This is a genomic window from Chryseobacterium sp. C2(2020), assembly GCF_014218915.1.
Classification (GTDB): domain Bacteria; phylum Bacteroidota; class Bacteroidia; order Flavobacteriales; family Weeksellaceae; genus Chryseobacterium; species Chryseobacterium mucoviscidosis.
In genome coordinates, this window is the sequence record NZ_JACLCT010000032.1 from 1 (window position 1) to 26058 (window position 26058).

Annotated in this window: 25 protein-coding genes; 19 read left to right on the forward strand and 6 right to left on the reverse strand. The window is 34.1% G+C overall.

Going from position 1 to position 26058, the window contains the following annotated elements; translation table 11 throughout:
* Positions 1 to 342 precede the first annotated feature (342 nt).
* The 8 genes from H6W52_RS16025 to H6W52_RS16060 all read left to right on the forward strand — a co-directional run bounded on the left by H6W52_RS16025 (position 343) and on the right by H6W52_RS16060 (position 7001).
* The gene (locus H6W52_RS16025) at positions 343 to 1224 is read left to right on the forward strand and encodes a bestrophin family protein (RefSeq protein WP_087711950.1); all 882 of its coding nucleotides are present in this window, start codon (positions 343 to 345) and stop codon (positions 1222 to 1224) included.
* Between the two features lie 62 nt (positions 1225 to 1286).
* Positions 1287 to 1817, forward strand: coding sequence for an RNA methyltransferase (locus H6W52_RS16030; protein ID WP_116099252.1), 531 nt, complete (start codon positions 1287 to 1289; stop codon positions 1815 to 1817).
* A gap of 260 nt (positions 1818 to 2077) precedes the next feature.
* Complete coding sequence (locus H6W52_RS16035; RefSeq protein ID WP_228408181.1) at positions 2078 to 2653, forward strand: CBS domain-containing protein; 576 nt, start codon at positions 2078 to 2080, stop codon at positions 2651 to 2653.
* Positions 2654 to 2659: 6 nt separating this feature from the next.
* Entirely contained in the window at positions 2660 to 3526 is an 867-nt protein-coding gene (locus H6W52_RS16040) for an NAD kinase (RefSeq protein WP_087711954.1), read from the forward strand.
* A 71-nt stretch (positions 3527 to 3597) separates the two neighbouring features.
* Entirely contained in the window at positions 3598 to 4668 is a 1071-nt protein-coding gene (gene fbaA / locus H6W52_RS16045; protein ID WP_116099253.1) for a class II fructose-bisphosphate aldolase, read from the forward strand.
* Positions 4669 to 4762: 94 nt separating this feature from the next.
* Complete coding sequence (gene accD / locus H6W52_RS16050) at positions 4763 to 5617, forward strand: acetyl-CoA carboxylase, carboxyltransferase subunit beta (RefSeq protein ID WP_116099254.1); 855 nt, start codon at positions 4763 to 4765, stop codon at positions 5615 to 5617.
* 55 nt (positions 5618 to 5672) lie between these two features.
* Complete coding sequence (locus H6W52_RS16055; RefSeq protein ID WP_116099255.1) at positions 5673 to 6179, forward strand: DUF6973 domain-containing protein; 507 nt, start codon at positions 5673 to 5675, stop codon at positions 6177 to 6179.
* Between the two features lie 72 nt (positions 6180 to 6251).
* Positions 6252 to 7001, forward strand: a complete 750-nt coding sequence (locus H6W52_RS16060) for a ThiF family adenylyltransferase (protein WP_116099256.1) — start codon at positions 6252 to 6254, stop codon at positions 6999 to 7001.
* Here H6W52_RS16060 and H6W52_RS16065 read toward each other — a convergent pair whose 3' ends face one another.
* Positions 7002 to 7760 (reverse strand): response regulator transcription factor, encoded by a 759-nt coding sequence (locus H6W52_RS16065; protein ID WP_116099257.1) that lies wholly within the window; start codon positions 7758 to 7760, stop codon positions 7002 to 7004.
* A gap of 127 nt (positions 7761 to 7887) precedes the next feature.
* On the opposite strand from H6W52_RS16065, the gene H6W52_RS16070 reads away from it, so the two are divergent.
* The 8 genes from H6W52_RS16070 (at position 7888) to H6W52_RS16105 (ending at position 17278) form a co-directional block, all read left to right on the forward strand.
* Positions 7888 to 8553, forward strand: coding sequence for a hypothetical protein (locus tag H6W52_RS16070; protein WP_116099258.1), 666 nt, complete (start codon positions 7888 to 7890; stop codon positions 8551 to 8553).
* A 39-nt stretch (positions 8554 to 8592) separates the two neighbouring features.
* Positions 8593 to 10962, forward strand: a complete 2370-nt coding sequence (locus H6W52_RS16075; protein WP_185144429.1) for an outer membrane beta-barrel family protein — start codon at positions 8593 to 8595, stop codon at positions 10960 to 10962.
* 141 nt (positions 10963 to 11103) lie between these two features.
* The gene (locus H6W52_RS16080) at positions 11104 to 11301 is read left to right on the forward strand and encodes a hypothetical protein (protein WP_116099260.1); all 198 of its coding nucleotides are present in this window, start codon (positions 11104 to 11106) and stop codon (positions 11299 to 11301) included.
* A gap of 72 nt (positions 11302 to 11373) precedes the next feature.
* Positions 11374 to 12609: a radical SAM protein gene (locus H6W52_RS16085; protein ID WP_116099261.1), complete on the forward strand. Its 1236-nt coding sequence runs from the start codon at positions 11374 to 11376 to the stop codon at positions 12607 to 12609.
* Positions 12610 to 12682: 73 nt separating this feature from the next.
* Complete coding sequence (locus H6W52_RS16090) at positions 12683 to 14845, forward strand: peptidase domain-containing ABC transporter (RefSeq protein WP_116099262.1); 2163 nt, start codon at positions 12683 to 12685, stop codon at positions 14843 to 14845.
* 185 nt (positions 14846 to 15030) lie between these two features.
* The gene (locus H6W52_RS16095) at positions 15031 to 16434 is read left to right on the forward strand and encodes a nucleoside recognition domain-containing protein (protein ID WP_116099263.1); all 1404 of its coding nucleotides are present in this window, start codon (positions 15031 to 15033) and stop codon (positions 16432 to 16434) included.
* 50 nt (positions 16435 to 16484) lie between these two features.
* A complete protein-coding gene (locus H6W52_RS16100) occupies positions 16485 to 16850 on the forward strand; it encodes a four helix bundle protein (protein ID WP_116099264.1) in 366 nt (121 codons plus the stop codon).
* A 35-nt stretch (positions 16851 to 16885) separates the two neighbouring features.
* A complete protein-coding gene (locus H6W52_RS16105; RefSeq protein WP_076394079.1) occupies positions 16886 to 17278 on the forward strand; it encodes a hypothetical protein in 393 nt (130 codons plus the stop codon).
* Positions 17279 to 17293: 15 nt separating this feature from the next.
* On the opposite strand, the gene H6W52_RS16110 is transcribed toward H6W52_RS16105, so the two are convergent.
* The 5 genes from H6W52_RS16110 to H6W52_RS16130 all read right to left on the reverse strand — a co-directional run bounded on the left by H6W52_RS16110 (position 17294) and on the right by H6W52_RS16130 (position 22361).
* Entirely contained in the window at positions 17294 to 18178 is an 885-nt protein-coding gene (locus tag H6W52_RS16110; RefSeq protein WP_116099265.1) for a ferric siderophore ABC transporter substrate-binding protein, read from the reverse strand.
* A 26-nt stretch (positions 18179 to 18204) separates the two neighbouring features.
* Positions 18205 to 18603: an ExbD/TolR family protein gene (locus tag H6W52_RS16115; RefSeq protein ID WP_087711966.1), complete on the reverse strand. Its 399-nt coding sequence runs from the start codon at positions 18601 to 18603 to the stop codon at positions 18205 to 18207.
* Positions 18604 to 18660: 57 nt separating this feature from the next.
* Positions 18661 to 19365: a MotA/TolQ/ExbB proton channel family protein gene (locus H6W52_RS16120; protein ID WP_087711968.1), complete on the reverse strand. Its 705-nt coding sequence runs from the start codon at positions 19363 to 19365 to the stop codon at positions 18661 to 18663.
* A 174-nt stretch (positions 19366 to 19539) separates the two neighbouring features.
* A complete protein-coding gene (locus H6W52_RS16125; RefSeq protein WP_076394087.1) occupies positions 19540 to 20001 on the reverse strand; it encodes a hypothetical protein in 462 nt (153 codons plus the stop codon).
* 209 nt (positions 20002 to 20210) lie between these two features.
* Positions 20211 to 22361 carry a hypothetical protein gene (locus H6W52_RS16130; RefSeq protein ID WP_116099266.1) on the reverse strand — a complete coding sequence of 717 codons (2151 nt, stop codon included), beginning with the start codon at positions 22359 to 22361 and terminating at the stop codon, positions 20211 to 20213.
* A 392-nt stretch (positions 22362 to 22753) separates the two neighbouring features.
* Between H6W52_RS16130 and H6W52_RS16135 the strand changes: the two genes are divergently transcribed.
* The 3 genes from H6W52_RS16135 (at position 22754) to H6W52_RS16145 (ending at position 26055) form a co-directional block, all read left to right on the forward strand.
* Positions 22754 to 24550 (forward strand): DUF885 domain-containing protein, encoded by a 1797-nt coding sequence (locus H6W52_RS16135; protein ID WP_116099292.1) that lies wholly within the window; start codon positions 22754 to 22756, stop codon positions 24548 to 24550.
* Between the two features lie 454 nt (positions 24551 to 25004).
* The gene (locus H6W52_RS16140; RefSeq protein WP_116099267.1) at positions 25005 to 25394 is read left to right on the forward strand and encodes a DUF1398 domain-containing protein; all 390 of its coding nucleotides are present in this window, start codon (positions 25005 to 25007) and stop codon (positions 25392 to 25394) included.
* Positions 25395 to 25458: 64 nt separating this feature from the next.
* Positions 25459 to 26055 carry a hypothetical protein gene (locus tag H6W52_RS16145; RefSeq protein WP_116099268.1) on the forward strand — a complete coding sequence of 199 codons (597 nt, stop codon included), beginning with the start codon at positions 25459 to 25461 and terminating at the stop codon, positions 26053 to 26055.
* Positions 26056 to 26058: the final 3 nt, after the last annotated feature.

The window sequence follows — 26058 nt, forward strand, 5'->3', positions numbered from 1 at the left end:
AAATACATTTCTAATGCAAGCCGTCTTTGCTCAGGACTTTTTACATCCGATTTGCTTTCAACACTATAAAAGCATCCACAGTTTTTGCATTTACACCTTTGCAAACCTCTTGTAAAACCCGCTTTTACTTTATCTAATGATTGACATTTATAACATTTCATAATATTAATTTATGAAATATATTTTAATTTAACAATACCAAATAAATCTTTGCGAACGTCGCGTTAAAAATTAATTATATTCTCTAAATCACATCTTTAAAATCACAATTCATATGTTTTAAATTTTTTAGTAAAGTCGGGATAAAACTAAAATTTTATCTTTGTAAGACGAACGAAATCTATGAGAGTTTACAACACCAAACATTTCCTGAAAATCCTTTTCAGCTTACATAAAAGTGACACTTTAAAAATATTATTTCCAAGCATGATTCTCGTCGGATTATATTCGTGGGGTGTAGAATACCTTGAAATTGAGCATTTCCGGCTTAATTCAAAATCAGGAATCAGCAATGTGGGTTTAATTCATTCTCTATTAGGCTTTGTGCTTTCTTTGTTGTTGGTTTTCAGAACAAACACTGCATATGACCGATGGTGGGAAGGCAGAAAACTGTGGGGAAAACTGGTGAATGACACTCGTAATTTTGCCATAAAAGTGAATACTATTTTGGGCGACGACAGACAGAATGCCGAGCAAATTGCAAGATACTTAAAATTTTTTCCTCACTTTTTAGCAAAACATTTATCTAAAGAATCTACCCGACTGGCTTTGGATGAAGATTATTCCGAAATAGAGAAAGAGCTGAAAAATCATGGACCGAGTGAAATTATCATTCTGATGAGCCACAAATTAAATCAGTTAAAGAAAGAAGGAAAAATCTCAGATATTGAAATGCTGTATCTCGACACCCAGCTTTCCGGTTTTCTGGATGTTTGCGGCGGTTGCGAGAGAATTAAAAATACGCCGATTCCGTATTCTTATTCATCGTTCATTAAAAAGTTTATCATTCTGTATGTTTTTGCACTGCCGATTGCTTACGTTATCAATATCGGAAATTACATTATTCCGCTTACGGTATTCATTTATTATGTTCTGATGAGTCTTGAGCTGATTGCCGAAGAAATTGAAGATCCTTTTAATAATGACGAAAACGATATTCCGATGGAAACCATTGCCCAGAATATTGAGAAAAACGTTCATCAGATCATGGGTACTAAAAAATAACAAAATCCGTTTTTATCTGAAAATCGTAAATATTTATACCTAATTTTGACAAAAAAATAAAATTGGTACAGAAATTAAAACTGGAAGAACTCAACAGGATCGATGTAGAAACCTTTAAATCGGTTGAGAAAATTCCTTTGGTAGTAGTTTTAGACAACATCAGAAGCATGCACAATGTGGGTGCAACGTTCAGGACGGCAGATGCATTTTTAATTCATAAGATTATCCTTTGCGGAATCACGCCGCAGCCGCCACACCGCGAAATCCATAAAGCTGCTTTGGGAGCTACGGAAAGCGTAGACTGGAGTCATGAAAATGATATTAATACCGCCATTAATGATTTAAAATCTCAGGGATTTGAAGTCGTGGGAATCGAGCAGACAACCAACAGCCAGATGATCACAGATTTTACCATCGATCAAACAAAAAAATACGCGGTGATTTTGGGAAATGAAGTGGAAGGAATAAGCGATGAAGCGCTGCCGAATATTGATTCTTTCCTTGAAATTCCTCAGTTGGGAACCAAACATTCTTTAAATGTAAGCGTTTGCGGAGGAATTGTGATGTGGGAATTTGCAAAGGCTTTAAAATAAAAAAACTGCATATGTCTAAGAGACAGTGCAGTTTGAAATAAATCTAATAAAAAGTAAAAATGAAAGGCGACAAAGGTACTCTTTTTTTTTACACCAACAAATTTTAAAATTATTTTTTTTTATTTTCCTGAAAAAAATTATCATTTTGAAGAAAAGTTTCGTTTAATTTTTTATAAATTAGCACAATGTTTATCAAGGATTATATCTCAAAAGACTTCCCGTGTTTCAGCCTTTCTGACTCGATAGAATCAGCGAGGGAAATGTTAGAAGCATTTGGATATTCTCATATTTTCATCAAAAAATCCCATCATTTTTACGGTGCAATTGCACAGGATTTCCTGTATGAAGAGGAAGGGACGCTGAAAAACCTCGAACATCAGATCGAGCGTTTTGCCATTCTGGAGGATAACAATATTATGGACAGCATCAGAATATTCTATACCTTCAATTCCAACGTGATTCCTGTTATTAATAAATCCGAAAAATATTTGGGATACATTAGCTGTGAGGATATTTTTCAGGATTTTTCAAAATATCCGCTGTTTTCCGAATCGGGAGCCATTCTTACCGTTGAAACACCGGCAAGAAAATATTCGATGACGGAGATCGCCAATATTGTGGAAAGCAATAATTCCAAATTTTACGGCGCGTTTATCAGTTTCATGTCGGATGAAGTGATTCAGGTGACGATAAAGATCAGCAATGAAAATCTGAGTTCTATTGATGAAACATTCGACCGATATGATTACCGCATTGTACAGAAGTACTATTCTGATGAAAAATCAGACTTATTGCAGGACAGATTCGGGTTTTTCCAGAAATTCATAGAAATATAAAAACTAATGAAGGCAGCCATTTATTCTCAGAAAAAAGATCTTGATACTTTTTTATATTTAAGCAAATTTATTTCCGAGCTGGAAAGCAGAGGTGTAAAATCTGTTTTGTACGATGAGATGGCTGAAGCGCTTCAGTTTTCAAAGATTTTTGAGACATTTAATAATAAAAAAGACCTTCTGGAGAAAGAAGTGGATCTTTTCTTCACTTTTGGCGGAGACGGAACGATTGTGAATTCTCTCACCTTCATTGAAGATCTTGAAATCCCGATCGTTGGGGTAAATACCGGAAGATTAGGATTTCTGGCAAGTTTTACCAAAGAAGAAGCATTTAAAGAGCTGGATTCTATTCTGAAAGGCGATGTAAAAACAAGCCGCCGTTCTGTAATTCAGGTTGTTTCGCCTGTTCTTGAGGATTTTTTCCCGTATGCTTTAAATGACGTTACGGTATCCAGAAAGGAAACCACTTCCATGATTACAGTGGACTCTTATATTAATAATGAGTTTCTGAATGTTTTCTGGGGAGACGGTGTTATTGTTTCCACTCCTACAGGTTCTACGGCGTATTCGTTGAGTTGCGGAGGACCGATTATTTCCCCAAACAACGAGAACTTCGTTATCACGCCTATTGCACCGCATAATCTTAATGTAAGACCTTTGGTTGTGAATGACAGCGTGGAAATTAAATTCGGAGTCGAAAGCCGCGTTTCACAATATTCTCTTTCTCTGGACTCGCGGTTGATTCATATCGAAACAGATCAGGAAATTGTTATTAAAAAAGCGGATTTTCAGATATTACTCGTTCAGCCGAATAACTTAAGTTTCTACGAAACCATCCGCCAGAAGCTACTTTGGGGAAGAGATAAAAGAAATTAAGAATATTTTAAAAATTATTACCTTTACAGGAATTTAAAAACACCCTAATAATTTATATTAAAAAGCAAAACATGAGCAGAATTTTCCCGGCAGGAGTTGCCACAGGTCAATTAGTTACTGATATTTTTCAGCATGCTAAAGAAAACAAATTTGCATTACCAGCAGTAAACGTAATTGGTTCCAGCAACGTAAACGCGGTTTTGGAAACTGCAGCAAAACTAAACTCACCTGTTATCATTCAGTTCTCTAACGGAGGAGCTGCTTACAACGCAGGGAAAGGGTTAAGTAACGACGGCCAGAAAGCGGCTATCTTAGGAGCAATTGCCGGAGCAAAACACATTCATACGCTTGCAGAAGCTTACGGAGCAACGGTAATTCTTCACACAGACCATGCTGCAAAAAAATTATTGCCTTGGATCGACGGATTGATGGATGCTAACGAAGAATTCTACAAGCAGACAGGAAAATCGCTGTATTCTTCTCATATGTTGGATCTTTCTGAAGAATCTCTGGAAGAAAATTTAGAAATTTCAGCTCAGTATTTCGAAAGAATGGCTAAAATCCAGATGACTCTTGAAGTAGAAATCGGGGTTACAGGAGGTGAAGAAGACGGTGTAGACAATTCGGATGTAGATAATTCTAAATTATACACGCAGCCTGAAGATATTGCTTACACGTATGAAAAACTGAAAGCTATTTCTGATAACTTTACCATTGCTGCTGCTTTCGGAAACGTACATGGAGTTTACAAGCCAGGAAATGTGGTTCTTACACCAAAAATCCTTGATAATTCTCAGAAATATGTTCAGGAGAAATTCGGAACTGCTGAGAAGCCGATTAATTTCGTATTCCACGGAGGTTCCGGATCTACTTTGGAAGAGATCAGAGAAGCGATTGATTACGGGGTAATTAAAATGAATATTGATACTGACCTTCAGTTCGCTTACACAGAAGGGATCAGAGATTATATGGTAAACAATATCGATTATTTAAGAACTCAGATCGGAAACCCTGAAGGAGAAGAAAAACCGAATAAAAAATTCTATGATCCAAGAGTTTGGGTAAGAAAAGGTGAGGAAACTTTCTCTAAGAGACTGGTTCAGGCATTTGAAGATTTAAATAACGTAAATACGCTAAAATAAAAATCATTAATGATAAATGATGATTGATAATTGATTTCTATTAAACAGTTTTTTCATTATTTATCGTTTATTTTTCATCAATTATATAAACAATATGGCATTCGAGTGGTTTAAAAGAAAAGCACAAAATATTACGACATCTACTGATGAGAAAAAAGACGTTCCCAAAGGTCTTTGGCATCAGACTCCATCAGGAAAAGTGGTGGAACATGATGAATTGAAGAGAAATAATTATGTTTCTCCGGAAGACGGTTTCCATGTAAGAATAGGAAGTGCAGAATTTTTTGATATCCTTTTCGATGAAGGCAAATTCACTGAACTGGATGCTAATGTTGAAAGTATTGACATTCTGAACTTTAAAGATACTAAATCTTACACAGACCGTCTGAAAGAAGTAAAAGCTAAAACCAAACTTACCGATTCCATCAGAAATGCAGTAGGAACCGTAAAAGGTACTGAAATGGTGGTTTCCTGTATGGATTTTGCTTTCATCGGCGGTTCTTTAGGTTCCGTAATGGGTGAAAAAATCAGAAGAGCGATTGATTACTGTATCGAGAAAAAACTTCCTTATATGATTATCTGTCAATCCGGTGGCGCGAGAATGCAGGAAGCAACGTATTCTTTGATGCAGTTGGCTAAAGTACAGGCTAAACTGGCTCAGCTTTCAGAAGCAGGACTTTTGTACATCGCTTATCTTTGTGATCCTACTTTTGGCGGAATTACCGCATCTTTCGCAATGACAGCAGATATTATCATGGCTGAACCGGGTGCTTTGATCGGTTTTGCAGGACCAAGAGTTATCCGTGAAACCATCGGTAGAGATTTGCCGGAAGGTTTCCAGACTTCAGAATTCCTTCAGGAAAAAGGTTTTGTCGATTTTATCGTTAAAAGAACAGAAATCCGAGATACTGTTGCCAAAACAGTGAATTTATTAGCTGTAAAAGCATAATAATTTGTAACAAAATAACACAATCTCTCTCTAATTAGGGAGAGATTTTTTATTCATGAGAACTTTCAAGATATTTTTCAGTACCATCCGAAGTATGAGCTTTAAAAAGATTATCCGTCTTTTAACGCTAGTTCTTCCCCATCCTGTTTTCTCATTGCTCAGTTTTCATGCCACCGTTCAGGCATACACCATTGCCCAGAAAAAATTCCCTAAAACCGCCTCTACCAATGGTGTGGGAAATGCATTCAGGCACGCATTGTGGTGCTGTTTTATTGCGATGTACTGCTCCAAAGTCTCCTCACCTCAGAAAGCGCTGAAATTCTGTAAAAGAATCACCGATATGCACGAAGAATTATTCCCGAACAAACCTCTGGAAACCAAAATGGATCTCCACAACAATAAATTCGGGATGAATTACTTTAAAGAACTGCTTCCGGGAGTTCACCGGCAGTTTTTCGAGAAAAGTTTTTTCATTGAAGGTCTGGAAAAGAAAATGAAAGATGCTAAAGTTCTGAAAAATCTGGATGATGATTTTGAAGGGTTTTTGGTTTATCTGGATTGATATGATTATATTGTATTAGTTTTTAAAACGAAAATAAATTCGTCTTTAAATATTAATTTAAACTAATACACCATGAACGAAAGATACTCAAGAAACCGACTTTATGTAAACAATAGCGAACAAAGTCTTATTAAAAATTATCCTATTCTTCTTGCAGGATGCGGAATTGGGAGCAATATTGCAGAATGCGCTTTACGTTTTGGCTTTGAAAATATAACTCTTATTGACGGGGATATAGTAGAAACATCGAATCTTAACCGACAGAATTTTACCGAAAAAAATTTACAGCAAAATAAAGCTGAAACCCTTTATAAACGGTTAAAAGAAATCAATCCGGAAGCGGATATCAAATATATAACTGAATTTATTGATGATAATAACGTCAATAAAATCCTAAAAAATATAAAAATTGCTTTTAATGCATTAGACTTTACTTCAGACATTCCTATTGTTTTTGATGAAATAGCACAAAAAAAAGGAATTCCCGTTATTCATCCTTATAATTTAGGATGGGGAGGATTAGTAACCGCAATACACCCCAACGGAAAAAATTTTCAAATTTTGGGCCATGATAAGCAATTGAATGAATTAAAAGTTGTAGAATTTGTTATGGAAAAATTAGCCCAAGAAGAAAAAGAAGTATTCTGGCTTCATAAAGTAGTAAACGATTATAAAAATGAAAAAGAAACCCTCCCTCCACCTCAACTATCAGTAGGATCTTGGCTTGTTGCAGGCATGTGTACCACCCTCTTATACAAAATAGTAACTCAGAAAAAAAGCAAATATTTTCCAGAATTTTACTTTAAAACCATTGTAGATTAGCTAAATAAGCTTGTTATTAGTGGCATAAGCCAAAGCTTCTGTAATATTTTGTACATTAATTTTATCAAAAAGCTTTCTACGGTGAAATTTTATTGTATCTGCGGTAAGATACATTTTCTCTGCTATTTCATTAATGGTAAGACCTTGTGCGTAAAGAAGCAAAATTTCTGTTTCTCTGTCTGAGAGTTTTATCTTCTTACTTTTTTCCCATTTATTTGATGATAACCGGAATAACCAGATATCATCACTTCCATCTTTAAAAATCTGAATATTTCCTGAAGTATTATTTTGCGAAAGAGAGACAATACACATTGCTTTCCATATCTTTCCCTCTTTATTAAGAAATAGAGGTGTAAGCTTATGATTAATCAGTATACTTTTTCCTGAATCTTTTACCAGATGGAAATCATAAGAAATTGTATAAAGTTTTCTTTCTTCAACAGGAATATTTTCATAAAAATTAAATCCTACTTCATTAATTTTCAGCAACAACTGGAGATCATCTTTTTTTACATGCTTAAAATAAAAGGCATAACCCAACTCTTTTACTTCGTCAGGAGTATGACTGCATAAGAAAAGAGGGTTATCCGAAACATAATCAAAACTTTTTTTCTGATAATCTATTATATAAAGACTTTTATAGGTAATTCGGGCAAATGCTTTTACAGGTTCCAGATAATCAAAAGTCTGTAGAAGTTCATTCTGCGAAAGATTATTCACAGTATTTCTATCCGAAAAGAACTGGTTGATTTCATCCATACAAAATTTTTATATCCAAAGCACACTACACTCGAGTGTAGTTTTATGTCTTTGATAACAAATCTACACAAAAGTGTAGTAACATCCCATAAAAATCAAAATAAATTTAATTAAAAATCACTAAACCATGAAAACTATTAATTTTTCAGTCTTAGAAAAGTCCGAATTAAGGAAGCTTGCCGAATTTGTTGTAAAGGAAAATTTCTCACACCACAATGAAAATTTTTGTCATGATCCAAGTTTTATTAGAAAGGAAATTGAATATGTTCTGAATGAAGAAAAAAGTTTTTCCAATTCAAGAATAATTGTTGCACAAAATAATAATCAAATCATTGGGTCTATAAGAACTTTAAAATGGAATATGAAAGACATATTGCCTGTTGAAAAAATGTTTTCTGTTAAGTTAAGCAGTTTTCTCGATGGTGAGCAATACAATATTTGGCATATCGGAAGATTTGCAATTAAAAAAGGGTATAAAGAAGGAGGAATTAATTTATTTAAAACACTAATGACTTTTGCCATTCAGGATGTATGCAGTGAAGAAAATGCATTAGCCGTCGCTGAATGTGATGCTAAACTTTTAAAAATTTTAAAAATTTTAGGTATAAATGCTCATCATATTACTAATTCTATTCATTATTTAGGTTCTGAAACCATTCCAATTATTTTAGAGCATGAAAGTCTAAAGAACTTTCTTAAAAAAAATATTTATCTAGTAAAAAATTATGACTTGGATATTCTACACAGAAGTGTAGTATTTAAAGACTCTATTAAAAACTACACTTTTGTGTAGCTAACAAAAAAAAACGGCTCATTATCTTTGATGTTAATCATGAAAAACATATTATTTTTTTTAACATTTATTTTCTTCGGAATTTTTATAAAAAGCCAGACAATTAGCGGCTTAGTTGTCAATTCCCAAAATCAGGGAATTGCATACGCAGAAATATCCTTAATAAAAGAAAATATAAAAAAGAATACAATAAGTAATAGTAACGGAAATTATGAAATATCTGTTCCAGAGAAGGGTACTTATAAATTATCAGTAGTAAAGGACGGAGAAGTAATTATAAAGAAAGAGATTGGTATTACAGAAAATAAAACCGAAAATTTGATTTCAGAACTAAAAGAATCGCAAATACAGGGCGTAAGTATTGCTGGTAAAAAGAAATTAATTGAAAGAAAAATAGACAGATTGGTTTTTAATGTAGAAAATTCTATCTCCGCAAGTGGTGGTGACGCCTTGGAAACCATGGGAATTATTCCTGGTGTAAAAGTAGTTAATGACCAAATAGGCATTATTGGTAAAAGCAAGGTTTCTATCATGGTAAATGACAGGCTTATCCAGCTTTCGGAAAATGATCTTTTGAGTTTTTTGAGAAGTATTAAATCTGAAGATATTAAAAATATTGAAGTAATTACAAATCCTCCATCAAAGTATGATTCGGAAGGAAACAGCGGTCTTATTAATATTAAACTAAAAAAAGCAAAGGAGAATTATCTTAGCGGAAACCTAAAAACCAGCTATACACAAGCTACCTATTCTATGGGAAATTATGGAGCAGGACTAAATTATCAAAAGAAAAAGATTACCCTCAGTACAAATATTGATTATGAAAACGGAAGTATAGCACCTTATCAGGAATATACACTTTATTATCCAAGTTATACCTGGTTTGAAACTAATAAATCAAGAAGTTTTAGAGATAATTTAAGTGGCCGGTTTTCCTTGGATTATGAGATAAGCAAAAAAACGACTATTGGAATACAGTATTTAGGAGGTATAAATAATCCTATTCGAAAAGGGAATAATTCTTCTGAAATAAGCTCTAAGAAAGGATTAGATTCCCTGATAATTACTCCCTCAGATTTACGTTTGAAAAAATATAATCATGCAGTTAATCTTCATACGATTACAAAACTAGATAGTACTGGAAAAAAGATATCTTTTGATTTAGATTACTTTACGTTTAATTCTAATGCAGATAATCAGTTTTCTACATCTTCGTATTTGCCCGGTGATTATAATGCTAAGACATTTCTTTCGGCAAATAATTTAAGTAACCAAGATATTAAAATTTATTCTTCAAAAGCTGATATAGAATTTCCGTTGAAATGGGTAACTCTATCTTTTGGAGCGAAAGTTTCATTTATTAATAATAAAAGTGATGTTTTATATTTTAATACAACAAATGGCAATCCTTTTTTAGACTTCGGTAAAAGTAATACTTTTGACTATAAGGAAAATACACAGGCAATATATTTATCCGGAAGTAAAAAACTCTCAAAAAAATGGGAAACGCAGCTTGGTTTTAGATTAGAAAACACACAAACAAAAGGCTATTCCGAAACATTAGACCAAGCAAATAAAAATAATTATACTAAGCTGTTTCCCACTCTATATATTAACTATTTAATGAATGAAAATAGTGTATTTGGGTTTAATTACAACAGGAGGATTGACCGCCCAACTTATTCTGATCTGAATCCTTTCAGATTTTATACTACAAAATATAATTATGGAGAGGGAAATCCTTTTTTACAACCCTATTTTACAGATAACTTTGAAATATCATACAGCTATAAAAACAATTATGCTTCGGCATATTTAAGCTATATCAATAATGGTTTTGATCAGGTTACATATGTTTCGGCAGATAATCCCGTTCAGGCGATCATACCGAGTAACTTTTATAAGCAGATAAATCTGGGGATACTGGAAAGTTATCTTTTCAATAAATGGAAATGGTGGGAAAGTAATAATCAGGCAAATATTTTCTATACGAAAACAATGTCAGATATTCCCAATACCCTGACAGACCTTTCAGGATGGAGCGCATCAGTAAGTTCTAACAACAGCTTCACTTTGAACTCCGCAAAAACATTAAAAGCAGAACTTGGTTTTAACTACCAGTCGCCTTCAATTGCGAACAGCTATAAAATGTCATCTTTTTATTATTTCAATACTGGATTAAAGTTGTCACTTCTGGAAAAAAAACTGCAGATAGCATTAAACATAATGGATATTTTCCGAACCTATAAAATGACATTTACACAGGTTGTAAATGGGATAAAACAGGAAAACTTTGATTATCGTGATACTCAAAAAATAAGAATCTCCGTAAATTGGAATTTTGGAAAAACACTAAAAATACAATCCAGAAAACTAAGTAACGAAGAAGAGAAAAAGAGAGCCAATTAAAAGATTTGATTGTAGTTCTTCATATAGTGTACAATGTATGAAAACTACAAATAAATATCCCGCTTGCAAGCAAGAGTGAAAATCTAGGAATTATACTCTTTAAACTATGATTCTACTGTTTAACCTAAAAAACTATTTAACATGTTTACATTCAACAAAAAAGAAACTAAGAACTTAGCAAAAAATTCTGGTTTAATCAAGAACAATGTTCTAAAAAAAGCTGTTTTACAATTGGATTCTGAAAACAGGATGGGAGCTGCAGGACCGGTAGTAATCGGTTATTCTGAAGTGGTTTATGATAGAATTATCCACGAGAGAACTATTAAAACTTTCTTCTAATAGATATGAGAAGGATATGCTTCTTATGTATATCCTTCTCTTCTTTTTTTATTCTTAAAAACCTAGTAACCAATGAATATAGAAGCACTTGTAGTAAAAGTAGCGGGAAGATGCAATATCAACTGTACATACTGCTATATGTATAATCACGCAGACCAATCTTATAAACTTCAGCCAAAATTTATGTCTAAGGAAACGATTCTGGCCCTCAAAGAAAAGATAAAAAATCATTGCCATAAGCACTCATTAAAAAAATTCTTTGTTGTGTTACATGGCGGAGAGCCTCTATTAATGAACATAAAGGATATTACCTTTTTTCTTCAGACGCTACATTCTTTACATAATGATGATATAGAAATCCTATTTGCTATGCAGACTAATGGAATGCTTTTAAGCAAAGAACACTGTGAGTTATTTAGCAAATATCGTGTTGGGATTGGAGTAAGTTTAGACGGAGGAAAAGAAGTTAATGATAAATTCAGGATTGATAAAAAGGGAAAAGGTACATTTGACAGAGTGAAGAAGGGAATGGATGTTGCCAATAAATATTTAGATTACAAATTAGGCTGTTTATCTGTTATTAATTTCATGTCTTCTCCGGTTGAACTTTATGAAACATATAGAAATTTAGGTTTTTCTATCATCAATCTTCTTTTACTGGATGAAAACTATGATAGTATAGATCAGGTTCCCAAACTTAAAAATGCAGAATGGCTGATAGAATTATTTGACTATTGGTATAATCTCAAAGATGATGAAAACAAAGTTTCTGTAATAAAATTTGAAGATTATATTAATTATATCTTCGGATCAGAAAACGGTACTGAAAGTTCAGGAAAGGGATATAACAAATTAGCTGTTATTGAAACTAACGGAGATATAGAGTCTTTAGATGTATTAAAAATATGTGGCGAAAGCTTTACGAAACATAAATTTAATCTCCACACGAACGAATTCGACGATATTTTCCAAAGCGATCTTATTGATGTATATTATAATAGTAAGCAGATGTTACCAAAAAAATGCTTGGCTTGCCCTATTCATGAAGTTTGTGGCGGAGGATATTTGCCTCATCGCTACAGCTCTAAAAACGGATTTAATAATCCTTCTATATATTGTAATGATCTTCTAATGCTTATTACACACATTCAGAATAAAGTTATAGATTCTTTACCCGAAGATCTTATAAAAGAAACAGGTATCCAAAAACTCACTTATGAAGATGCCTTAAAAATAATCGATGAAAAACTTCCCACGATTCAGGAACCTTCTTACGCGAAAAAACTGGAAAGTTTTGCCATGAATTAATCATATTTCCTCACAATAAAAATATATTTTTAGCTGAAATCAATCAATTCGCTTAAAAATTAGAAAAAAATTGATGAAAAGTTTCCCTTTTATAAAACAACTAGATAGCCAGGATTGCGGTTTAGCCTGCCTTAAAATGGTTAGCAAATATTATGGTGTTTTGCTATCTGACTCTGTTTTTTCAGAAAGTAACATTTCCAAAAGAGGGATTACCATATCTGACCTCAAATATACCTCCGAAGAATTAGGCTTCGATGCCTTACCAGTAAAGTTAAGTTATGAAGAAGCATTATCAAATATTAATGTTCCTTCTGTCTTTTTCTGGAATCAGAATCATTTTATTGTTGTTTATAAAATGACTCCAAAAAAAGTATACGTAGCAGATCCCGCCTTTGGAAAAACTGTTTACACCAAAGAACAATTCTTAAAAGGCTGGACTCAGGAAAAAGAAAAAGGAATTATATTAATTCTCGAACCTACAGAAAATCTGCATGAAAAATCCGATGAGCACAAAAAAAATACATCCAGAAATCTTCAGTATATAACTCAATATATTAAAAAGCATAAAACTCAATTTTTACTAATTGCCATTACTCTTTTAGTTTCATCATGCATTGAGCTTATATTTCCTTTTTTTACACAAAAAATTCTAGATAAAGGTGTTGCTTTAAAACAGATAAATCTTATTTATCTCATTTTAGCTGCGCAAATTGGACTTTTTTTAAGCAGAGTCGGACTAGAATATTATCGTTCTTGGTTATTTATACATATTAGCAGCAGAATAAGTTTATCCATCATTTCAGATTTTCTGGCAAAGCTAATGAAACTTCCATTAAAATTTTTCAATAGTAAAAATACAGGAGATCTTTTACAGAGAATACAGGATCATAAAAGGATTGAAGAATTTCTTTCTCAAGATCTTATCCAGACTGTTTTCTCTTTTTTCAGCATCATCATATATTCATTTGTATTATTATATTTTAATCCAACAATATTTTTTGTGGTTTTGATTGGAACTTCACTCGAACTTACATGGATTTTTAATTTTTTTAAAAAAATTAAAATTTTAGACCAAAAAACATTCTCCCTACAGTCTACGGATCAGAATAAAATCTACGAAATTATTAACTCAATGCAAGAAATTAAGTTAAATAATCTTGAAGACCATAAGCGTAACGAATGGAGTTCTATCCAGTCTAATATTTATCTGAATAATATTGAGAAGCTTAAAGTAAACCAAAAATACGAAAGTTATAAATTCATTAATTTTTTTCAGAATATGCTGGTTGTTTTTACCTCATCACTCTCTGTAATGAACGGCCAAATGACCATAGGTACCATGCTATCTATTGTCTATATTATTGGTGGGATGAACAATCCAATATCTCAACTAATTACGTTTTTTCTGCGATATCATTTAGTTAAAATAAGTTTTGAAAGACTTAATGAAATTCATAATAAAGAAGATGAAGAAAATATAAGTAAAATAGATAACCTAGAGAGAATTTATGATATTTCAATACAGAATTTAAGTTTTTCCTACGATAACACTCATTTTATCCTAAATGATATTAATCTGACTATACCTAAAGGGCGAACCACTGCCATTGTAGGAGCAAGCGGAAGTGGTAAAACCTCTCTTTTAAAACTTATTTTAAAATTTTATAACCCACAAATGGGAAATATATCTCTTGAAGGAATGCCTCTCAAAGAAATAGAAAATATAATATGGAGAGAAAAATGCGGCGTAATTCTTCAGGACAGCTATATTTTCTCGGATACTGTTGCCTACAATATTGCGCTTGAAGAAAATCCTGATAAGAATAAACTAAAAAATGCTATTGCTTTAGCTAATATTTCAGATTTTATTGATTTTTTACCCTTAAAAATAGACACTATAATTGGGTCAGAAGGTATAGGATTAAGCCAAGGGCAAAAACAAAGAATTCTAATTGCAAGAGCAATATACAAAGATCCTGATTATTTATTCTTTGACGAAGCAACCAATTCTTTAGATGCCAAAAATGAAAGAATAATCGTTCAGAATATTGACAATTTCTTCAAGAACAAAACCATGATTGTAGTAGCACATAGGCTTTCTACTGTAAAAAATGCGGATCAGATAATTGTTTTAGATAGTGGAAGAATTGTGGAACAAGGCAACCATGATGAACTTATACATATAAGAGGAAAATATTTTGAACTAATACAAAACCAATTAGAATTAGGTTTATAAAATGAAAAATAAGAAAAATTTAATGGATAAAATTCCCTCCTATTTTACATTTTTAGGAGTTCTAATAATATTTTTAAGTATCATTGCCCTGTATTTCGCAGCTAAAGTTTTGTTTTTTAATTCATAACTAAACAAACACTTTTGCCTAAAATTTACTACATTTAGAACCAAAATAATCTTGAATAATGGTTCTCAGCAGAATTTGGTCGGCATTCATTATCATTGCCATTGCCATTGCAGGTATAAAATACGTTTCATCAGGCAACTACAAAACTATTTTTAATGATATGGTTGTGGGGAAAGGCGGTGATACCGTACAGATTGCCACTCAGAAAATGAATGCACTCTCTCCTCTTGTGCGCGACAGCCTCATGAAAAAGACTGATTTTGCGGACAGCAGAATTCATTATAAAACAGATTCTTTAAAGCAGGATGTAAAAGTGTACCGTGTTCAGGAATCGGATGGGGTAATCGGAACTTCAGAAACGGCAGTGAAAATCTGTCTCGGACTTATCGGAATTATGACTTTATTCATGGGGTTCATGAGTATTGCGGAAAAAGCTGGAGGAATCAATCTTTTAAGCCGGTTAATTCAGCCTTTTTTCTCAAAATTATTCCCCGACATTCCTAAAAACCATCCCGCTTTCGGACATATGCTGATGAATTTCAGTGCCAATCTTCTCGGTCTGGATAATGCAGCAACACCTTTCGGTCTAAAAGCGATGGAAAGTTTGCAGACTTTAAATCCGAATAAAGACACGGCAAGCAACTCTCAGATCATGTTTCTCTGTCTTCATGCAGGAGGAATGACCCTAATTCCGGTTTCCATCATTGCGATCCGCGCCTCGATGGGTTCAAAAACGCCGACCGATATTTTTCTTCCGTGCATGATCGCTACATTTGCTGCAACTTTGGCAGCCATGATCGTAGTTTCTTTATATCAGAAAATCAACCTTTTAAAACCTGTAGTTCTTGCCTACGTTGGTGGAATTTCTGCCATAATCGCATTGTTGGTTTTGTACCTCACTCAATTAAGCAAGGATGAACTTGATGATTTCAGCAAAGTATTAAGCAACGGTTTAATTCTTTTCATATTTTTAGCCATTGTTCTTGGCGCTGTTTATAAAAAAATCAATGTTTTTGATGCTTTTATTGAAGGAGCAAAAGAAGGTTTTACAACCTGTGTAAAGATTATTCCTTATTTGGTGGGAATGCTTATTGCCATTTCGCTATTGAGAACTTCCGGAGTATTTGACGTAATTATCGATGGGATGAAATGGGTTGCTTATTCTGCAAATTTAGATTCGAGATTTGTAGACGGACTTCCGACCGCTTTAATCAAACCTTTGTCCGGATCAGGAGCAAGAGGAATGATGGTTGATACCATGACAACTTTCGGCGCAGACAGTTTCCAGGGAAAATTGGCAGCCGTTCTTCAGGGAAGCTCAGACACGACGTTTTATGTCATTGCTGTGTATTTTGGAGCCGTAGCCGTAAAGAATACAAGGTACACAGTAATTGCTATGCTTCTGGCTGATTTGGTGGGGATTATTACTTCTATTATTCTGGCATATCTTTTCTTTGGATAAGAGTTGCTGGTTAATGGTTATTAGTTTATTGTTCTAATATAAAAACACATATGAGTTATACGAAACTTGATATTTATAACATTTCGTTTGAATTATTTATTGAAACCCATCGGCTTTCTTTTAAATTGCCAAAATATGAAACTTATGAATTAGGAAGCCAGCTAAGACGCTCTTCGGATTCTATTGTTACAAATATTGTAGAAGGCTATGGAAGAAAAATTTATAAAGGTGAATTTATTCGCTTTTTGGTTTATTCACAAGGCAGCTGTGATGAAACAGTTTGTCATTTATCAAAACTATCCAGACTTTATCCTGAATTAAATTCAGATTTTGAAAATAAAGCACAAGAATACAAACTTCTGGGAGGAAAAATAAACAACTTTATAAAATATGTCCAATTAAACTGGCGTACATAGACACGCAACCACAAACCAATAACAAGAAACAATTTATGATCACAGATAAAGAATTCACCCTACGATTAATACGCCAGTTAACTCAGGCATTAGAAAAGCTGATTTTGGATAAACCTGAAGAAAGTTTAATGCAGAAAGAGCTTGATTTTGAATCTTTAATGAAAGACATTTTTAAGTTTGATTTTACAACGCTTTCATCAAAACCGAAAGAGGAAATCATAGAAATTGTTAATGAAAGACAGGAAAGAGACCATAAAGATTACTATGAAATGTTAGGAAATCTTTTCTATTTTAACGGAAAACAATCTGATAACAAAGATTTTTTAGATAAAGCAAAAACATTCTATGAACTGTATCTCCAAACCAGCGGAATTTTTGCACTTCCTGTTATCAACAGAATTTCAGAAATAAAAAAAGCACTTGAGTAAAGTGCTTTTGTATTTTTAGAACGTAATTTTGTATGATCCTGTAGAAGAAACACTCGCTTTTTCTGCTTTTACGTATTTCTTAACCCACGATATCGCATTCGAACTGATACATGGATCCGAAGTTCCGCCCGATCTTCTCGCCGAAACAACGTTTCCTGCTTTATCTACAGTGTAAGCAATGGTAATCGTTCCGCTTGCTGTACAGTTATTCGCGGGTTGTGATCCTCCTCTTCCCATCGTTCCGGGGATAAATCCTACCAGTTTTCTGTCGATTCCGACTTTGCTGTCACCATTTCCGTCTCCGCCTAAAGGATCTCCTGCATTTCCGATTCCGTTTCCGTCACCCTGGCTTCCTGCTTTTGTCCCACGTCCTCTGATTAGATTTCCAATAGCAGCGTTTCCTTTGCCATCTCCATTTCCTGTTTTTGAATTGGCGGTTGCAGCGCCGGATTTTTTTGTATTTTTCGTTGCAGAGGTACTCGTGGAAGTCTTTTTACTTTCCGCTTTGGATTCTTCTTTGTTTGAAACCGAAGTTTTGGCATTGTTTCCCGTTATAATTTTGTCTTTTGCCTCTGTTTTTTTGGTTTCAGGTTGTGGATCCGGCTGGATAACGGTCTTGGTTTCAGGCACAGCGGTTTCTGCAGGTTCAGAAGAGACTTCTTCTGTCGCAGCAGCAAGGCTTCCCGGCTGATCTGCCGGTTCTTCTACCCCATTTCCGTTTCTGTTGTCTCCAAAATTAACCAGCATGGTTGTAATAACTTCTGGCTGTTCATCGAGTTCCGGTTTCAGTTTATACAGAAAAACAAATAAAAGAATGGCAGACCAAATGAGAATAGAAAGCACTGCGCTTTTTATCCTGTCTCTGTTTTGCTCATCTTTACTGATTATATGGCTTCTCATTTTAAAATTCTCCTTACTTCGAAGAGTTATTTATCTTTAACGGTTGCAATGGCAATATTGAATTTATTTTTTTCGGCAATTTCCATTACAAAAACCACGTCTTTATGAAGGGTATTTTCGTCTGCTCTTATGGTGAAAGATTTATTCGCCTGACCTGTTAATTTATTGACAATGGTCTGTTCCAATTCTCCTCTGTTCACAGAATTATCGTCTACAAAATAAGACCCATCCGGTTTTACGCTCACCACCAAAGGATTCGGAATATTGTCTGCTGCGGTATCTGCTTTTGGTAATTTTACATCGATCGCACTTTGGTTGGCTGCCGAAGAAGTTACCATAAAGAAGATCAGCATCAGCAAGATAACATCTGTCATCGCTGCCAAACTGAACTCCGGATTTGCTTTATTTCTTCTCTGAATTTTCATCTGTTGATTCTGATTTTATGTTTGTCAGATGGAACCTTTCGGTTTCATAAGAAAAAATTATAACGGTTTATTGATAAGGTCTAAAAATTCTCCGGACATATTTTGTGCCTTCAATACAAACTTATCAATTCTTGTAAGTAATAAATTGTAAAAAAAGTTTGCCGGAATTGCTACAGCAAGACCTACTGCTGTTTGTCCCAATGCAGTATAAATGCCTTCAGACAAAGTTTTCGGGGAGAAAGAACCCGTTGCATGAGACAAATTGAAGAATGCGATGATCATCCCGATTACCGTTCCCAAAAGTCCCAACATAGGAGCAATACTTGGAACCACAGCCAAAAGATTCAGATTTTTTTCCATGTTGGCAACCTCAACCTGAGCCTGAGATTCCATCGCACTTACGATATCCGAAACAGGGCGCCCCAATCTGGAAATTCCTTTTTCTAAAATTCTGCCTTCCGGAGAATTTTGTCTTTTACAGTAATCTGCCGCAGACTCTATTTTACCATCTCTGATAAAATCTTCGATATTATCCATAAAATTGGCATCTGTTTTTGAGGTTAATCTTTTAATAAAGAAAAAGCGCTCAAAGAAAAGATATACGGAAAATACACCGAGCAACAACACGGTTACCATCACTATTTTAGCGAAAGCTCCTCCGTGGAACATGATTTTCCAAAATGAGAATTCTAAATCGTCTGCCGCTACTGAAGGTGCAGCAACCTGGGCAAATAAAATCTGAGTAAGTTCCGTTAACAGCATTAAAGTGTATTTTTATAAAAGTTGTAACGACAAAAGTAATGGAATATTATGAATTGAACTCTTAAAAATTGCTTAAAAACAACTTAAAGTTTGTTATTTTCATAAACAGCAAATTTCTTTCCAAAAAACAATTTGAAAAGAAATCTGATATAAAAATGTGGAGAAAGATTACACTTAATCTTCGTCTACCTCTATTTCTTCCTGCTTGAATTCACATTTCAGCCTGAAAGGAATCGGCGTGTCTGATCCTGTATAGAAATCATCAATCGTTCCTTTCCAGATTACCTGAAGTTCTCCTTCTTCATTTTTCTCAAACTGAAGCTCGTTATCATAAATAAAAGCTTCCTCGTCATCAAAAAGATCTACTTCGGTATATGTATCTTCATCAGAGTCATTAATGGTGATGGTTTTTCCTTCTATTTCCGCGGAATCAATAGGGAAATCGAATACTTCAAGAGAGAGTTGCGGAAAGTTGTACTGTAATGAATCATCCTCTACATGATCCAGACTGTCATCCGTAATAATTTCAACTTCCAGAAAATGTTGTTGATTGCTGTAAACCGCTTTGCAATAAGTATTTCTGATATTGTACTTTAGCGTTTCGTCCGGATGGTAAATTTTTAAAATCCCTTTCATTATTTCTTAAAAAAAAGAGCGGTAATAATATGATTGTTAAACGTTTTCAACAAAGATAAAAAATAGATTGAACGTGAAAAATTTTTTGAAAAGTATTTTTAAAAAATCTGTTTTAAATTAATATAATAAGACTCTAAAATTTTAAACTTATGAAAAAGTGCCGCTATATGATAACGACACTTATACAAAAATTTAATTATTAAAATAAGTTATTCAATTTTTTCGGCTTTAAGCTGAGTCGTATTCAATCGTGCATTGCTTGGCGCATTTGCAGATTTTTGAAATTTCAGTTCAGAACCATTCCAATGAACCGGTTTTCCTTTGGAAGAAGTATCTGTTTCATTATGAAGTACGGCAGTCATATTTTCGTCATAATCCTTTGAAAGAATTTCTTTCGGAACGGCAACATTTTCAAGATCTTTTCTCGTTCCTACAGCAATGTATGAGAATTTTACAGCATTGTTATCATCCGTTTTGGCACTGAATCCTGTTTTTGTAGGCTCCTGCTCAAGATAGATCTGAGAGCTTTTCCCGATTGGGGTAATGGTTACCACTACAGAATTTTCCGCAACAAGATCAGAGAATTTTCTATCAAAAGAAACACTTACCCTTCCGCTTTCATCAAGAGTTGCCGTTCCTCGTGTATAAATGTCTGCCGTGGTAGACGTAGGAACATACGTTGTAATTCTTTCTGCGCTTCCGTCTACAGTACTTACATTAGCAATTACATTATTGGTATAGGTTGCACCGTCCACATACATTCCGTAACGGCTTCCGCTCGCATTAATTCCGTAAACATTTCCTCTAAAAGCAGCTCCCATAAGATCTCCAACTCCCATTACTCCAAAGCCCGCTGCCTCAGAACCCAACGCAGATCTGCCTGTTCCTGTAGACATCGCGGCATTTCCATATACACCTGCATTAGCCGATCCCGAAGTTCGATATCCCAAGACTCCGAAGATTCCTGCAACCTGCGAATTTCCCAAAACACCACCCGATCTGTCAACAGCCGCTGCGCCTCCTACCGAAAGAACCTCACCTAAAACACCAAAAATATAAGCATCATTAGCCGCTGTAGGCTCTGCATTTCCCATAGATCCGTAAAGAGTTGTGTGTGCTAATGTGGTAGCGGCAGAACTCGGCCCTGAATATCCACTTCCGGAATTGCTTGCAGCAGTACTTCCTATCGTTCTATTGCCCCAAACTCCCGCTCTTCTCGTGGAAACATCTGCAGTTGCGTCCGTAGATGTTGTCGTAGTAGCAGTATATACACCGGAAGATGTACCTGCCGAAAGTACACTTACTCCTCCTCCCGTAGAAGTTGTACCATCCATCTGAACTCTAATTCCGTTTCCTGTAGAGTTTCCGCTATGAATGAGTAAAATTCCATTACTAGTGGTAGCCGTGTTTGTATTCTGTACTCTCAATCCTTCCCCTGTTCCACTATGATTAATAAAAGCTCCTAATGACGGATTTGTTGCTGCCATTATAACATTTAATCCTCTGGAATTTGTTGCTGTTCCGTTTTGATTAATCACCAACGCCCTATCCAAAGTTGTGGAACCCATATCAATATATAATCCTTTAGATCCTGTAGCGGATAAACTTCCGGTATCTGCAGCACTACTCGACTGACTTATAATAGCACCGGGTTGATTGATTGTCCCTGATTCTAAAATGTGAATCTTTGCAGAAGGAGCTGTTGTTCCGAATCCTGAATTTCCGTTATTAAGAAGAGACATTCCACTTGCTGCAACATTACTTGGCTGAAACCTCGCAAAAATACCTGTCGCATTAGAAGGTGCTGCATTGTTGATGATTCTCACCAATCCATTTGTAGAATTTAAGGCTGTACTTGCAGAAGTAATATCCAGCAAAGTTCCTGTAGTTAAAGCATTGGCCCTTAAAGTGAGTGGCGTTTGCGTACTTGCAGTAGTCCAATCCCAACTTTGCGCAAAGTTCTTACTGTCGATCGAATTGTTTGCCGTTCCGTCGATAAGTCCTGAAATTGGTGTTTTCGCAGCCGTTCCAAAATTATTAATAGCAACCCATTTTGCTAATCCGGAATTATAATAATAAAATCCAGGAGCGGTAAGATCTATTGTACTTCCGGTAAGACTAGTGGCTGCAGTCGTCGCATAAATCATCATAGAATTTTGAGAACTTCCCAGAAGAAGCTCCATGCTTTTAATCTGATCTCCTGTTAATCTTGGAATTAAAATACCTTCAGGTTTTGTTCCACTGGTTTTTGAAACAATTTCAAAAGTTGTATTGGGAGAAGTTGAATTTATACCCACTTGAGCATAAAAAGCAGAGATGCTAGAAAAAGCAACTGCCAGGTTAAGTAGTTTTTTAGTCATATCAATTAAATTAGATTTTCATATTAAATTAAATAATAATTAAAATAATTCACAATACTTTTACTTATTATTTAATTAATCGCTAATATAGAAAAAAACTAACAATACAAAACATATAGCATAAATAATTATTTTTTTTTACATATAATTTAAATAAACGCATTTTTTTTAATTAATAAAACAATTAAATATATTTTTAACCCAACACAGACGTTTTTAAATTAAAAATTTACAATTATCAATATCATTTCACAGAAATAATTGGATTTAATGTAAATATTTTCATTAAAGAGAATAAAATAACAAATAATATCCTCTTTATCATCTTAATTGTAGTTCATCGGAAGTTTACATTGATATAATATTTATTTTTGTTCTCTAAAGATTCCGGAATGAAAAACATCATATCAAAAAGTATTATAGGATTAGGCATAATCATCAGTTTAGGATCATGCAAAAAATCCGATTCCCCTTTAACGAAAGTAACACCATCCAATCTGGATTCTATTGCTTCCAATTATTATGAACAGTATCTGAAATTATATCCTCTGGATGCAACTTCACAGGGAGATTTACGTTATAACGATCAGCTTCCGATTAACATCGATAAAGATTTTATCTCCGGAGAAGTCGCTTTCTACCGTTCTGTAGAAAAACAACTGGAAAACGTGGATTATAAAAATCTTTCAGACGAAGATAAAGTAGTTTACGATGTACTGAATTTTACGTTAAAAGATAAGATAGAAAACTACAATTATCATCCGGAATATATTCCTTTTACGCAATTCGGAGGTTTGCCGCTTAATTTTCCATTGTATGGAAGCGGAGAAGGAAGCCAGCCTTTTAAAACAGAAAAAGATTATTCTGACTGGCTGAAAAGAATGGAAAAATTTCCGGAATGGATGAATGCCGCCACCGATAATTTCCGCGAAGGAATTAATAATAAAATGGTTTTGCCTAAAAAACTGGTGGTAAAGATGATTCCTCAAATGAGAGCCGAAGAAATTATAACGACTGATTTTGATAAGAATATTTTCTACGGACCGATCAGAAAATTTCCGAAAAATTTCACAAACGAGCAGAAAGAAAAATTTTCAAAGCTTTATCAGGACGCCATCGTGCAGAAAATTATTCCTGCTTATACTAAAATGGGCAACTTTTTGGAAAAAGAATATCTGCCAAAAGCAAGGGAAACAGACGGTTACAACAGCCTGCCAAACGGAAAGGAAATTTACAGGTATTATGCAAAAAGCTGGACGACAACCGATAAAACGCCTGAAGAAATTAATAAAATCGGACTTCAGCAGGTGGCAATGCTTCGTGCGGAAATGGAAAAGGTTAAACAGCAGGTTGGATTTACCGGCACATTGGAAGAATTCATTAATTATGTAAAAACAGATCCGAAAGCAATGCCATACAAGACTTCAAAGGAAGTTTTAGCGGCATTCAACGGAATTTTAACGAAAATTACACCGAAGCTGAAAACCATGTTTTCCGTAACACCGAAAACAGGATTTGAAATCAGACAAACTGAAAAATTCAGGGAAGCAAGCGCAAGTGCGGAATATATTCAGGGAACTCCGGACGGAAAAAGACCCGGAATATTTTACGTTCCGCTTCCGGATCCGTCAAAATTCAACGTAACTTCAGGTATGGAATCTTTGTTCTTACACGAGGCTATTCCAGGACATCATTATCAGGTTTCTTTACAGCAGGAAAACACCAAACTCCCGAAATTCATGAGATTCGGCTGGTTTGGAGCTTACGGTGAAGGATGGGCACATTATTGCGAAACATTAGGACCGGAATTCGGCTTATATACAGATCCTTATCAGAAGATGGGCTACCTGAGCGACCAAATGCTAAGAGCAGTAAGACTGGTAGTAGACACGGGTCTCCACACCGGAAAAATGAAACGAGAAGAGGCAATAAAATATTTCCTGAGCAATATTTCTTACGATGAAGCCGGAGCAACCGCCGAAGTGGAACGATATATGGCGATGCCGGGACAGGCTTTAGGCTATAAAATCGGTTCATTGAGAATTCGTGAGCTGAGAGAAAAATATCAGAAAGAACTGGGCAGCAAATTTAGTTTAGCCAAATTCCATGATGAAGTTTTGAGTCAGGGCTGTCTTCCTTTGGATGTTCTGAACAGAAAAATGGAACTTTGGGCAAAAAAACAGAAATAAATTTTGCCGGAATCACTAAAACGCAAAAAACTTTCTTACCGCAAAAGATGTAAAAGATTTTAACACGTGAGTTGTTTAAGTTTAATCCTTAAATGGAAAGAAAGATCACATAAGGTAAAAAATCAAAGATTTTCTCTTGCAGACTTTTAAAATACTTTAAATAAATCTGATAAAGTCTTTTGTGTATCTTTTGCGGTTAAATTTAAAATTGATTGTCCGTTTATTAACCTAAAGCTTCGACAGGCTCAGCTTGACATCGCTAAAAATCAAGCGTTTGGTATTAGAGGTGTCACACTGAGCTTGTCGAAGTGCCTGTTATAAATAATTGATTTTCATACCAATGAATAGTAATAGACTGTTTAACGGATATTCAAAATTTAAAATTAATTTAAACAAAATTATAGTTTGCGCTTTTGCAATTAAAGCTGAATAATAAAAAATACGACGAAAAAAAATGTTTACAGTAGAACAAATTGAAAATGCACACAGCAAAGTAAAAACAGGAGCAGATTTTCCGAATTACATCAAAGAAATTAAAGAATTAGGTGTAAAATCGTTTGAAACATGGGTAAAAGACAGCCATACCGAATATTTTGGTGAAAATGATTTTACCACAAAATCCGAACCTAAATATGCCAATCTAATTATTGAAGATCAGACTGATAAAGAAAAATTTATTCAGCAGCTTAAAAGTCATCAGAGAGGAAAAACGGATTATATGAAGTTTTGCGAAGACTGTGCAGGAACCGGTATTGAAAAATGGATCGTTGATCTCGAAAAGTACACCTGCATTTATTATGACAAAAATGGAAACGAAATCCTAACAGAAGAAATTCCTCATTAAAAAACTGAAGTCACAAATTAATTTTTGTGGCTTTTTTGTTTAGCTTTATGTTTTAAAACAGATTATGATAAAAACACTTCTTTTTTTAAGCTTTTCCATTTTGGGATTGTGTTTTTTAAGCTGTAAAAAAGAAAACAGGAAAATTTTAAAACCTGAAAATATTACTGTTGATGAAAATTTAATTAAAAATGACACATTCAAAATTCTATCAAAATATCCTGAGCTTAAATTATTTAACAGTGAAAAAGTAGAAAGTCTAACAAGAACCGCTCATATTGTACAAGAAGATGGTTATTATGAAAGCATTTTCTATCCTCGAAGAAAGCAATACAGATTTTTTCAGTTCAGCGATTATAAATGCAAAACTGAATACAAAGGAGATACGATCAATATCTGGCTTAACAATTACAACGGATATTTTGGAAACGGAGTTTTGGTAAAGGTTTTTAATGATCAGTTTTTAATTCAAGATATTGACCCAAAAACATTAAAAGGCGAAATTAAATTTATCAATTCTCATCCGGTTTATCAGAAATTGGTTCTTAATAAATACAAATTTCAAAAAAACGACAGTATTTACGGATTTATAGACTATAAGACTACTATAGATTCATTAGTTACAAAAAATTTCAGAGGATATTTTAGAACAAAAATTAAATAAAAA

What these genes read in the sequence shown, in the direction of transcription:
- H6W52_RS16025 (WP_087711950.1), top strand. Translation starts at nt 343, where the DNA reads ATGAGAGTTTACAACACCAAACATTTCCTGAAAATCCTTTTCAGCTTA.
- H6W52_RS16035 (WP_228408181.1), top strand. Translation starts at nt 2,078, where the DNA reads ATGTTAGAAGCATTTGGATATTCTCATATTTTCATCAAAAAATCCCAT.
- H6W52_RS16040 (WP_087711954.1), top strand. Translation starts at nt 2,660, where the DNA reads ATGAAGGCAGCCATTTATTCTCAGAAAAAAGATCTTGATACTTTTTTA.
- fbaA (WP_116099253.1), top strand. Translation starts at nt 3,598, where the DNA reads ATGAGCAGAATTTTCCCGGCAGGAGTTGCCACAGGTCAATTAGTTACT.
- accD (WP_116099254.1), top strand. Translation starts at nt 4,763, where the DNA reads ATGGCATTCGAGTGGTTTAAAAGAAAAGCACAAAATATTACGACATCT.
- H6W52_RS16055 (WP_116099255.1), top strand. Translation starts at nt 5,673, where the DNA reads ATGAGAACTTTCAAGATATTTTTCAGTACCATCCGAAGTATGAGCTTT.
- H6W52_RS16060 (WP_116099256.1), top strand. Translation starts at nt 6,252, where the DNA reads ATGAACGAAAGATACTCAAGAAACCGACTTTATGTAAACAATAGCGAA.
- H6W52_RS16065 (WP_116099257.1), bottom strand. Translation starts at nt 7,760, where the DNA reads ATGGATGAAATCAACCAGTTCTTTTCGGATAGAAATACTGTGAATAAT.
- H6W52_RS16070 (WP_116099258.1), top strand. Translation starts at nt 7,888, where the DNA reads ATGAAAACTATTAATTTTTCAGTCTTAGAAAAGTCCGAATTAAGGAAG.
- H6W52_RS16075 (WP_185144429.1), top strand. Translation starts at nt 8,593, where the DNA reads ATGAAAAACATATTATTTTTTTTAACATTTATTTTCTTCGGAATTTTT.
- H6W52_RS16080 (WP_116099260.1), top strand. Translation starts at nt 11,104, where the DNA reads ATGTTTACATTCAACAAAAAAGAAACTAAGAACTTAGCAAAAAATTCT.
- H6W52_RS16085 (WP_116099261.1), top strand. Translation starts at nt 11,374, where the DNA reads ATGAATATAGAAGCACTTGTAGTAAAAGTAGCGGGAAGATGCAATATC.
- H6W52_RS16090 (WP_116099262.1), top strand. Translation starts at nt 12,683, where the DNA reads ATGAAAAGTTTCCCTTTTATAAAACAACTAGATAGCCAGGATTGCGGT.
- H6W52_RS16095 (WP_116099263.1), top strand. Translation starts at nt 15,031, where the DNA reads ATGGTTCTCAGCAGAATTTGGTCGGCATTCATTATCATTGCCATTGCC.
- H6W52_RS16100 (WP_116099264.1), top strand. Translation starts at nt 16,485, where the DNA reads ATGAGTTATACGAAACTTGATATTTATAACATTTCGTTTGAATTATTT.
- H6W52_RS16105 (WP_076394079.1), top strand. Translation starts at nt 16,886, where the DNA reads ATGATCACAGATAAAGAATTCACCCTACGATTAATACGCCAGTTAACT.
- H6W52_RS16110 (WP_116099265.1), bottom strand. Translation starts at nt 18,178, where the DNA reads ATGAGAAGCCATATAATCAGTAAAGATGAGCAAAACAGAGACAGGATA.
- H6W52_RS16115 (WP_087711966.1), bottom strand. Translation starts at nt 18,603, where the DNA reads ATGAAAATTCAGAGAAGAAATAAAGCAAATCCGGAGTTCAGTTTGGCA.
- H6W52_RS16120 (WP_087711968.1), bottom strand. Translation starts at nt 19,365, where the DNA reads ATGCTGTTAACGGAACTTACTCAGATTTTATTTGCCCAGGTTGCTGCA.
- H6W52_RS16125 (WP_076394087.1), bottom strand. Translation starts at nt 20,001, where the DNA reads ATGAAAGGGATTTTAAAAATTTACCATCCGGACGAAACGCTAAAGTAC.
- H6W52_RS16130 (WP_116099266.1), bottom strand. Translation starts at nt 22,361, where the DNA reads ATGACTAAAAAACTACTTAACCTGGCAGTTGCTTTTTCTAGCATCTCT.
- H6W52_RS16135 (WP_116099292.1), top strand. Translation starts at nt 22,754, where the DNA reads ATGAAAAACATCATATCAAAAAGTATTATAGGATTAGGCATAATCATC.
- H6W52_RS16140 (WP_116099267.1), top strand. Translation starts at nt 25,005, where the DNA reads ATGTTTACAGTAGAACAAATTGAAAATGCACACAGCAAAGTAAAAACA.
- H6W52_RS16145 (WP_116099268.1), top strand. Translation starts at nt 25,459, where the DNA reads ATGATAAAAACACTTCTTTTTTTAAGCTTTTCCATTTTGGGATTGTGT.